Annotated in this window: 9 protein-coding genes and 1 pseudogene; 3 read left to right on the top strand and 7 right to left on the bottom strand. The window is 54.1% G+C overall.

Annotated elements, in window-relative coordinates:
- On the top strand, nucleotides 1-323 hold a 323-nt coding region (locus ACZCED_RS24160), incomplete at its 5' end, for a PQQ-dependent sugar dehydrogenase (RefSeq protein ID WP_464862006.1).
- Between the two features lie 282 nt (nucleotides 324-605).
- Here the strand turns inward: ACZCED_RS24160 and ACZCED_RS24155 are convergent.
- From ACZCED_RS24155 to ACZCED_RS24130, 6 genes are all read right to left on the bottom strand, one after another.
- Nucleotides 606-1253 carry a hypothetical protein gene (locus ACZCED_RS24155; protein WP_464862005.1) on the bottom strand — a complete coding sequence of 216 codons (648 nt, stop codon included), beginning with the start codon at nucleotides 1251-1253 and terminating at the stop codon, nucleotides 606-608.
- A 19-nt stretch (nucleotides 1254-1272) separates the two neighbouring features.
- The gene (locus tag ACZCED_RS24150) at nucleotides 1273-2202 is read right to left on the bottom strand and encodes an alpha/beta hydrolase (RefSeq protein ID WP_464862004.1); all 930 of its coding nucleotides are present in this window, start codon (nucleotides 2200-2202) and stop codon (nucleotides 1273-1275) included.
- 55 nt (nucleotides 2203-2257) lie between these two features.
- On the bottom strand, nucleotides 2258-3919 hold the full coding sequence (locus ACZCED_RS24145; RefSeq protein ID WP_464862003.1) for an ABC transporter ATP-binding protein: 1662 nt from the start codon (nucleotides 3917-3919) through the stop codon (nucleotides 2258-2260).
- Nucleotides 3916-5016, bottom strand: a complete 1101-nt coding sequence (locus ACZCED_RS24140) for a P-loop NTPase family protein (RefSeq protein WP_464862002.1) — start codon at nucleotides 5014-5016, stop codon at nucleotides 3916-3918. Before ACZCED_RS24140 ends, ACZCED_RS24145 begins: the two co-directional genes overlap by 4 nt.
- 268 nt (nucleotides 5017-5284) lie before the next feature.
- Nucleotides 5285-6049: an anti-sigma factor gene (locus ACZCED_RS24135; protein ID WP_464862001.1), complete on the bottom strand. Its 765-nt coding sequence runs from the start codon at nucleotides 6047-6049 to the stop codon at nucleotides 5285-5287.
- Between the two features lie 71 nt (nucleotides 6050-6120).
- Complete coding sequence (locus tag ACZCED_RS24130) at nucleotides 6121-6699, bottom strand: sigma-70 family RNA polymerase sigma factor (protein WP_464862000.1); 579 nt, start codon at nucleotides 6697-6699, stop codon at nucleotides 6121-6123.
- A 450-nt stretch (nucleotides 6700-7149) separates the two neighbouring features.
- Between ACZCED_RS24130 and ACZCED_RS24125 the strand changes: the two genes are divergently transcribed.
- Nucleotides 7150-7557, top strand: a complete 408-nt coding sequence (locus ACZCED_RS24125) for a cytochrome b/b6 domain-containing protein (RefSeq protein WP_464861999.1) — start codon at nucleotides 7150-7152, stop codon at nucleotides 7555-7557.
- A gap of 66 nt (nucleotides 7558-7623) precedes the next feature.
- Here ACZCED_RS24125 and ACZCED_RS24120 read toward each other — a convergent pair whose 3' ends face one another.
- Nucleotides 7624-8484, bottom strand: a complete 861-nt coding sequence (locus tag ACZCED_RS24120) for an IS3 family transposase (RefSeq protein WP_464861998.1) — start codon at nucleotides 8482-8484, stop codon at nucleotides 7624-7626.
- A gap of 105 nt (nucleotides 8485-8589) precedes the next feature.
- On the opposite strand from ACZCED_RS24120, the pseudogene ACZCED_RS24115 reads away from it, so the two are divergent.
- Nucleotides 8590-8909: pseudogene (locus ACZCED_RS24115) on the top strand (radical SAM protein); the annotation flags it as partial.

Raw genomic sequence — 8909 nt, 5'->3', positions numbered from 1 at the left:
ATTCGGGTGTGCCGATCCCCGATCATAATACCCGTCCTGAATTTGAAGCCCCTCGGACGTATTGGGTGCCCTCCATTGCTCCGTCCGGTCTTGTTATTTATGATGGTGAGATGTTTGCCGGTTGGAAAGGCAGTGCGATAATCGGTGGTCTTGTGTCAAAAGCTCTTATTCGTGTTGATTTGAAAGGGGACACTGCCGAAGAAGCCGAACGCTTTAAATGGGGAAAGCGTATACGCGAGGTCGAACAAGGACCTAACGGGGCGTTGTACGTGCTTGAAGACAAATCCGGTGGACGTCTTCTTAAGTTGACACCCAGCCGTTAAAAACCACTGCATAGGGGACGAATAAAGTCCCATTTACACGGTTTCAAACCACCCGTTAAATGGTTTCAAACCGGCTGTAAAATTACAATTTAAGAGAAAATCTTCAACCGGCATCAATACCCCAATTTCCCCAAATCTTGCCAGATGATACCTTAAAGCACTCTTTTGGACCCCGAAAACATCATTATAAGACCGAAATCCGGCCCTGTTTTTGATCTGAATCCACACCAATTAAGCATCCATCTTGGTCCGACCCCGGCCACTCCGCCCAGGCCATTCCGGTTAATATCCCCGGTTCTCAAAATGCATCAGGCTCTTCCCGGGTCCATAAATGAACCGTTCATTGAAGATCATCTTACCGTATTGGTCGTGCACAATATAATCATATTTGATGGCGTATTTGACTTCCTCGAAAGTGAAGCTCAACCGGCGAATATGAATGGTTGCTTCGCGCTTCACTGGCTGGCTATTCACGTATTCGAAGAAGCTGAATGTCTTTTTCTCTCCTCTGTACCAGTTACCCACGGGGAACAGAATGGCATCGGTTGAAAATAGCCTTGTCGGTTCGCCGGGTCGTTCATCGTAGACCTTGGACAATCCTCTGCCATTGGCGCCGAGGGTAAACAACTGCCGTTTGACGCCGCTCTTTGTCGCATTGAGTCGTTCGTAGACTTGGAGCTTTTCTCCGGTAACGGGGTGGTGCCATGGTTTGGGCCCGGTAATAGATTTTTTAAGTTTGTCGCCAAAATACGTTTCGACCGGCTGCATGACGTGTGCCTTTTCTCCCGACCACTCGCCACCGGTCCACATTTCCACAGGAATGAAACGGTTATTCGAAGCCTTATTCATGGCCCAGGGACTGATCAAGGACGCACATCCCTGCAATATAACGCATCCAATCATTATCCACAGCATTAAAAAACGCTTCATCTCAGCCTCCTTCTATTCCTCATGAATGCAGAACCGCAACACCCGGTCTGATCTTGTTGTTGACGGTCGCCGATGCATTTTTTTGAGTATCGTCTGGGTATAGGAAATTGAAAACCGCCCGCCCCATGCGGCCGGTTTCCATGCACTCAACGAACGAATGGCCGCACTCGGGAAGTAATTGAAAAGCGAGGGGGGTGTTTAATCGAAAACGCCCGGCAGCGGCGGCCATCTCGGCGATCCAACGCTGGCCGCGATCCAGGCGGTTGGCCCCCTGTTGTTTTCTTATTTTTTTGCTCGTATTCAAATTTTCATCCTTGATCACATCTTTTTCACCGACCAAAACGAGTGTCGGGATTTGCAGGAACCGTGCGGGATCGAAGATCACATCGGGAAGAGATGCAGATTTGCCGATGCCGCGCGGAAACGGCTGGCTCGTATCAGGAAACGTATACCAACCAGGCGCTGCGATGGCGATGCGCTTGACCTGGCGCGGATTGGCCATGGCATAACGATGCACGAACTGGCCACCCCCGGAATAGCCGAACATGACCAGGTGCTTAAATGGCAAGCGGAGAAATTTGGCGGCATCGGTGATGACTCGCTTTAGTGCCACATCGGCGCGGTCACCGCGCTTCAATCTGCCCAGCCGCTGGTAGTCCGGAAATCGGCGCCTGGAGAACAAAGGCGCCACCATGATACCGCCGACGGCATCCACAAACGGTGCAAACCGGCGAGCCTGGGAACGCATACCGCGACGAATGCCATGCACCGCGACGAACACCGGCGCTTCGGATTTCGGCTGTTCGGCCACGAACAGGCAATACGCAAGCCCCGGATCATTGTCGACATGCCGCTTTATCACGCGCCCGCTCAGGGTGCCTTGAGGATCGATTGCCGCGTTATTTAAATGGCCGTTCAAGGTCCGGCTTTTCGGTGAGTGCATCAGCATAAAAATTCCTTTCCTATGAGAAGAGACCTGCAAAGCACGCGCGGGTCAGATCTTCTCATCCAACCGCCTTGAGCCGCGGCGCATCAGGGCATCTTATGGAGATGGCCCCGTTCTCTATCTTCCAGACCGCATCCATTCCGGAAAATGCATCAGCCAGGTGGGTGACCCACAGCACCGTTCCTGGATAGGCACGGATGGTATCGATGAAAAGCTTGCAGGCCTCGGCATCCAGGTGAGCGTCCACTTCATCCAGCAAGAGAATCCGTGGAGAGCCCAATAGCGCTCGCGCCAGAGCGATCCGTTGGCGCTGGCCGGAGGACAGGTTGCCGCCCCGCTCATGTATGCGGGTCCTGAGGCCGTCCGGCAATGCCTGAATCAACGTATCCAACCCGCAGGCGTCGATTACCCGCTCGATCTCTTCCGGCGGACAATCCGGGCAGCCATAGCGGATATTCATCTCCAGGCTGCCGGCCATCAATGGCAGATCCGGTCCGACCATGCCGATGGCATTCCGGACAGAAGTCAGGCGGCACTCGGCGGTGTCCTGGCCGTCGATCAGCACCCGGCCATGCTGCGGTTTGATCATACTGCCAATCAGTGCGAGTAGGGTTGACTTTCCCATGCCGTTGGGCCCGACAATTGCAACTTTCCGGCCTGCTTCAACCAAACCGCTGATGCTATCAAGGACGCCAGGGACAACGATCCCCTCGAGTACGATCTTCCCCGGACCGGGTGCCAGATCTGGCAGATCGTCTCCCTGCCCGATGGAAGAACGGATGGCGAAGAAACTTCTAATTTTCTGCCTGGCGACGGTGGCATCCTGGTAATACTCGTAGATTCTCCCCAGATCCCGCAGCGCCGGCACCAAAAATCCCATTACGGCAATTGCGGCGGCAATGGTGCCTGGGGTGCTGCTGCCACTGTTGACCCGGATGACGCCAGCGATGAGAACAGTGGCCGTCATGATCGCTGTGACGCCATGGTTGATGCCGCGCAAGAGACCGATGCGCCCTGCTCGATGGACCTGCGACAGGCGCAGGCGGTGGCTTTTGCGGCGGATATGATTGATTTCCCGCTGACCTTGCCCGAAGGCCTGCACCACGGCCATCTGCGAAATCTTCTCGTTAATGACGGCACTCAGATGCGCTCTCCGTTTGCGCACATCCATGGCTGCCTGGCGCAGAAGGTAACCGATCCGAATGTCAGCCGCCCCGGCAACGGCGATAATACACGCCGTGAGCAGGCTCAGGGCACTGTCGATCTGCGACAACACCCACAGCGTGGCGGCCACAATTGCACCGGAGACGATGATTCGCACAACGCCCAGGCTCACCCAACGCCGCACGGCATTGAGATCGCCGATAAATCGAAGCATCACGCTTCCCCTGCGGCGCTTTTCCAACTGCCGAGGGTCCATCCGGACGATGTTTTGAAAGAGCTTGCGCCGCAGGCTATGCACATAGCTCTGCCCCAACTTCTCTGCGATGACCCGTTCGGATCGTCTTAACCAGCCCGATGCCGCCGCGCTGGCAGCTAGCCCCGACCCGACGCCCCAGATATGGGTCAAATTCACAGCGTTCCCTCCGAGGAGGTGATCGAAGGCTAAGCGGATCAAAATAGCCGTAACCAGCAAGAAGCTTGCCTGTGCCAGGGCATTCAGGACAAGCCGGACGAACAGGCCGCGCCGCGCGCCTCCCAGGATGGCCGGCAGCTTCATCGTCGCCCCTCTTCGTAAACGCTGGCGTTATTGAGGCAGTCCGTCCATTGCCGCAGATGCATCTCGATGCCGGGGCTCTCCAGTCCCTCTCTGCCGAATACCGGCAGATCATAAGCGTCCTGAAACTCGCGGACACTCAGGGGGGAGCGGGTAAGCATACCGCTGACCGCAACCACGTTTACATTCCAGCGCTGCAGGCGCTTCACCCCGTATACGCCGCCCAGAGAGTCGTATGCGGCAAAGATAACGCTGTCCACATGGTGCCTGAATGTTTTCGAGGCCACCAATTGGGCGGTTTCGGTTTGATGCAGACCATCCGCGATTTCTATCACGATCACATCGGGGGTCGATTCGGAAAGGTGGCTCAGCAAGTTAATGAAGTTCTGTTTGACCTCCTTGTGAGCCAACAGATAAGTGGACGGTAAACCGCTGTCGAGAAAATCCATGACGTGACGCGCGCCGGCATCCCTAAACAGCCAGGTGTCTCCGCCGGCACCTGTTCCGGTGACCTTGCCGGCATTCACCGCCAGCCCGGCTCTCGAAAGCCCACGGATCAGGCTCGCCGCCGCCGTGCTTTTGCCGGAGTTCATGGAACTGCCCACCACGGCGATGACGGTCGGGCGGTTTTTAACGGTGTGCCGCTGGGGCAAGGCAAAATCGCGCAGGTTTGCGACTGTGCCGCTGCTGTCGATCAGCAACCCCACTGGCTGCAATTGTGTAGGATTTTTGATATTGTCGTGTTTGAAAATCATTTTTGACGCAATACCGCCGGCGGCGGCCAGATGGCAGGCTTCCAAACCGTCAGGCACAATGGCTTCGAACTGGTCCGGGGCATACCTGTTGCCGTAGACCACCACCACCTTGTCCCCGGGGAAAAGGTGCGATCGGCGGCCATTGGTCAACTCCAACCGCTTATGTTGGCCAAGGCGGACCACCTTGGCCAGAACCAGGTCGCCGGCGTGCGGCGTCACGTTGGGGCCGGACAGGGACCACTGGCCGCGTTCCGAGACGCGCCGAGTCGTATAGGCCCACTTGGCGGTCTCAATCATTTCGCCTGGATACTGCTTGGTTTTAAGGTCGATCACATTGTTGGCCATCTTATTCACCTCTCCGAAAAATATCCGATTCTTACCGGAAACGGTCATAAAGAATGCTCAAGGCTCCCGAGGTCAAACCGGATATGCAAAAAGTCTCAGCATGGGGCATCCTTCCTTGAGGGCAGGTGGTGGCAGACAAGCGCCTCACCCGTCTTGTCCTTATTTACGCAGGCAAGCTGGAATCGGATTTAATTTTTTTTGGGTTTTTTCAGAACGCTTGTGGCCGCGGTGGAAGGATCAGGCGATGGTTGTTTTCTGGACAACCCGATCAGAAGGCGCCTGTCATCAATTCCGGAGTGGTGGGTGAAGGGCTGCCGCCATGGGGTTCGATGGTAACGATGGCGGTTTGGTATTCCGGCAGGGGATGGGGCGACAGCACCTGTATTACCCCGTACCCTAAAGGCGTGGTGGAGAAGGCGCCGCCACTGTCTTTTCGACCGTTCTTGACAAGCCAGAGCTGGAACTGCTGCGTCGGCGCAATGGCCGGCAGGTCGCTTGCCACCAGCACGCCATGCAACCGATCCGGTCCCACCACAAAGGTGCCGTCGGCATGCGGAGCGAGATCCGAGCCCCGCATTTTAATTATTTTGAGAGGTGCAGACAATTGGGTATCAATCCTTCGGACCTGACTGAACTGCAGGACATTTACGACAGAGAGCGAGATGATGATAACGAAGCTGGCCATCGCCAGGGCGGGTGAGTACCACTGGAAGAGCGAGGCAAACGGACGGGGCCTTTTCGGTACGAGTGCCGGACGAACAGGGGCGCGCTTTTCGATACGTTGCAACAAGCGATCTTTCAGTTCATCCGGCGGTTCCACCTGGGGCACCCCAAAAGCCAACATCCCCACCGTCTGTTCATGGCTGCGAAGCTCCTTGCTGCATGATTCACACTCGACAAGGTGGCCGGCCAAGCGATTCGCCTCATGCTCTTCAAGACAACCCAGTGCGAATCCAGGCATGGCCTCTTCAAACCAACTGTGGTCCATCGTCTCTCGGTTGTATCGATGCCTGTCGTTTTGATCAGTGGTCATAGCCATACGCTCTGTTTCCGACAATTATTCCTGTCTTTATCTACCTATACGCAAAGGATCCGGGTTTAGATTTAAGCCGGCTCCTTTTTTTCACCGTTTAGCATAATTTTTCGCAAGGTCAGCATGGCCGAACGGATTCTCGTCTTCACCGTGCCCAACGGTTCGGCCAGTATTTCGGCAATCTGGCTGTGCGACAACCCCCTAAAGTAGGCCAGGGACAGGACCTCACGCTGGTTTTCCGGCAATTGCGCCAAGGCATCGGTCACTTGTTTGCGGGTTTCGGCCTTTTCCATGCGCGTTTCCGGATCGTCAGATGTGGGCATGCATTCCAGGCAGGCATCCGCCCACGCCGGGTGCTGAGTCGAAAAGCGGGAATTTCTCCGTCGAAGCAGATCAATCGCCCGATTCCTGGCAATGGCGGTCAGCCAGGTTTTCACAGTCGCCTTCCGGACATCGTAGTGGGCAGCCTTCTCCCAGACCGTGCTGAACACGTCGAGCGTTACCTCCTCGGCATCTTCTCTGTTACCTAGTATATGAAGCGTAACGCTGAAGACCAATATCTTATAGCGATCGTAAAGGTCATTCAAGCCAGAGGATTCGCCCTGAGCAATGCTTGAAAGGATAGCGCTGTCGTCTTTGGAGACTGGCATCCCGATAAACCGTCCTGGCTTCTGAGCCTATCTATTAAAACCAACCTTTATTCGCTTTAACCCCCCGAAAGATGTAGGGGTACCAATACCAGCGCATCATATAATAGGCAGCTTCGGAAATCAACGAATTGAATCAACAGTGCATGGAAAGGCCGGATAACGATGACTTGCAGCGATGCCTTCCCTAATCAATGGCGGTAATTCGACTGTCACGAAAAAGGTGATTATCCGATGGTACAAACACTTTTCTCATTGATCAGCGGCAAAGCAACATGTTGTGAGTTGGACATCCATCCATTTTTTATAGATTGGCTCTTTCAGTTTTACAAAAAGAACGATAGGCAATTGAGTATGAGAAAAATATCACAAGGCAATTGATCAACTTCTATGATCAGGTATATAATCTAAAGAGGGCTAATCTGGAGGAATACGAAATGCTGAATTTAAAAAATGGCTAACGGTTGGCTGACCCTGCTTCCAAAGGCTATCTTTATCATATCTCTTTCTGGGACATGCCAACCCGTCTTTCACTGGATTCTTGTACTCTTGGTTGCCGTTTCGTTCGTCACAGGCAAGTTGGGTGGTATCGCCATGTACTACCATGAACGATCGAGTGTGTGCATTCTTGTGCTGCTTCTGTTTCGAGTGGTATGGGGATTCGTCGGCGGCCAGCAGGCGCATTTTGTATCATTCGTCAGAGGCCCCGAGCAAGTCGTGCATTATGCACGATCATTCCTCATCCCAAATGCCAAGCCGTATTTGGGCCACAACCCGCTTGGTGGTTGGTCTATCCTCGCCATGCTCGCCGTCCTCTTTTTGCATGCTTTCTCCAGCCTTTTGCCAACGATGACAAATTGACCGAGGGGCAGTTGTATCATTGTGTCTCAGGTGAAACGAGTAATTGGCTGACGCGGATTCATCATATTAATGAAATCGTTTTGACGGCGCTGATATGTATTCATTTATTCGCCATTGCGTTTTATCTGGTGGTGAAAGGTAACCGAGCCTTTCCTGCCGCCGTTGACGATTGTAGAAAATTTCAATGCACTCGGTAATCTCTTGTATGGCCTCTTGCCTTAAAGAGTAGCGGCGATGGTGGATCAACTCGTTTTTCAATACCCCCCAGAAACTCTCAATGGGGGCGTTGTCATAACAATTGCCCTTAGGACTCATTGAGGCTCTCATCTTGGACTGTTTCAGTAAGCCTTGGTATTCTGCGGCACAATACTGACTGCCACGGTCTGAATGGTGGATTAGGCCAACAGGCGGTCTTTGAGATGCAACCGCCCTAAACAGGGATTGGCTAACAAGGTTCTTTGTCATTCTTTTACTCATTGCGTAGCCGACAACTTGGCCTGTGAAAAGATCTTTATGTCCGGCAAGGTACAGCCAGCCCTCAGCGGTGCGTACATAGGTTATATCCGTCAACCACACCCGATTGGGTGCGTCGGCTGTAAACTTCTGTTCCAAAAGGTTCTCAGCGACCGGCAGACTATGGTTTGAATTCGTGGTTGCCTTGAACTTTTTCTTTTGTTTGCAGCCAAGGCCAAGCTTCCTGCGGATTCGTTTGATTCGATGAATACCGACCTGAACGCCATGATCTGCAAGGTCAGCCTGCAACCGTTCAGGACCATAGGTCCCTCGGTTTCTTTTATGAGCCGCTTTTATTTCGATTTCGAGCCGGGCCTCTTCCTTCTTGATCCCCCGGGGCCACAGGCGATCCACCAGGTAGCGCTCTCCGTCGGCCTCTGCGGGCTTCTCATAGGCTCGCTTGAGCTTGATCATTCAGAACATCCTTTGGCATGATCGATTCTTGCTGATAAGATAATCGCCAAAAGGCCGTTGCCAAGGGGGACACGAAAGCTTATTTCGACAAGCTGGCACATACTCATGCGTTACGAAGGACCCATTTACCGCCCTCCCAGTGAAGCCGACAGCCTCCTCATCCAGGCCACGGCGGGGTGTCCCCACAACCGCTGCACTTTCTGCATGGTGTACAAAGAGATGAAGTTCAAGGTGCGGCCGACCGCGGACATTAAAGAGGATCTGGAAGAAGCCCGCCGGCGCTTCGGGGACCGCATCTTGACCATCTTCTTCCCGGCGGGCAACACCATCGCCATGCCCACTGCGGCCCTGGCAGAAATCTGCCGCCACGCCCGTTCCCTCCTCCCAGGTCTCGAGCGGATTACCGTGTACGGCTCTTCTCAGTT

The sequence above is a fragment of the Desulfosarcina sp. genome (assembly GCF_055467485.1).
This window is presented reverse-complemented; position numbering and strand designations above follow the sequence as displayed.

What these genes read in the sequence shown, in the direction of transcription:
- ACZCED_RS24155 (WP_464862005.1), bottom strand. Translation starts at nt 1,253, where the DNA reads ATGAAGCGTTTTTTAATGCTGTGGATAATGATTGGATGCGTTATATTG.
- ACZCED_RS24145 (WP_464862003.1), bottom strand. Translation starts at nt 3,919, where the DNA reads ATGAAGCTGCCGGCCATCCTGGGAGGCGCGCGGCGCGGCCTGTTCGTC.
- ACZCED_RS24120 (WP_464861998.1), bottom strand. Translation starts at nt 8,484, where the DNA reads ATGATCAAGCTCAAGCGAGCCTATGAGAAGCCCGCAGAGGCCGACGGA.
- ACZCED_RS24135 (WP_464862001.1), bottom strand. Translation starts at nt 6,049, where the DNA reads ATGACCACTGATCAAAACGACAGGCATCGATACAACCGAGAGACGATG.
- ACZCED_RS24125 (WP_464861999.1), top strand. Translation starts at nt 7,150, where the DNA reads ATGGCTAACGGTTGGCTGACCCTGCTTCCAAAGGCTATCTTTATCATA.
- ACZCED_RS24140 (WP_464862002.1), bottom strand. Translation starts at nt 5,016, where the DNA reads ATGGCCAACAATGTGATCGACCTTAAAACCAAGCAGTATCCAGGCGAA.
- ACZCED_RS24130 (WP_464862000.1), bottom strand. Translation starts at nt 6,699, where the DNA reads ATGCCAGTCTCCAAAGACGACAGCGCTATCCTTTCAAGCATTGCTCAG.
- ACZCED_RS24150 (WP_464862004.1), bottom strand. Translation starts at nt 2,202, where the DNA reads ATGCTGATGCACTCACCGAAAAGCCGGACCTTGAACGGCCATTTAAAT.